At 65.6% G+C, this 456-nt stretch carries 1 protein-coding gene; it reads right to left on the bottom strand.

Annotated features, from left to right (window positions below):
* A partial coding sequence (locus tag BN4575_RS22910; protein WP_141689917.1) for an FHA domain-containing protein occupies positions 1-436 on the bottom strand: 436 nt, incomplete at its 3' end.
* Positions 437-456: the final 20 nt, after the last annotated feature.

The following is a 456-nucleotide window of genomic DNA, read 5'->3' as shown; positions in this document are numbered from 1 at the left end:
CTGGCCAGAAGGCCGGAGAGGGGGGAGGCAGAGGTGCAATCGCTGGCTCAGGCGCTCGCGAGCTCGAGATTTCCATCCCGCGCCGGACCATCTCGCTCACATCACCCCAGGCATTCTCCTGCGCTTGATCAGCGACCCGAGTCGCCACGTTGTCGTCGTCCTCGAGCATCTGTTCGTGGTTCATGGATGCATAGCCCCCCGCTGACTGATCTGGTCCGAACCACAACCTGGCGCCTCCGAGCAGGTCTTCGATCGATGGGTCCAGGGGGGTCCAGACGCCGAGCACGTCCTGACCATTCACCATGGTCGGAGCGACCATGGCGACACTGCGCAGAGAGAGCTGAGCGCCATCGAAGTAGAACTCCGCGTGCTCGGCTGCGACCCCCGGGGCTGAAAGCAGCCAGGCGGCGCGGGTGGCGACCAGCAGGGGGCCCATCGGTTCGCCTGGGATGATCC

The sequence above is a fragment of the Aeromonas sp. EERV15 genome (assembly GCF_900079845.1).
Taxonomy (GTDB): Bacteria; Pseudomonadota; Gammaproteobacteria; order Enterobacterales; family Aeromonadaceae; genus Aeromonas; species Aeromonas sobria.
This window is presented reverse-complemented; position numbering and strand designations above follow the sequence as displayed.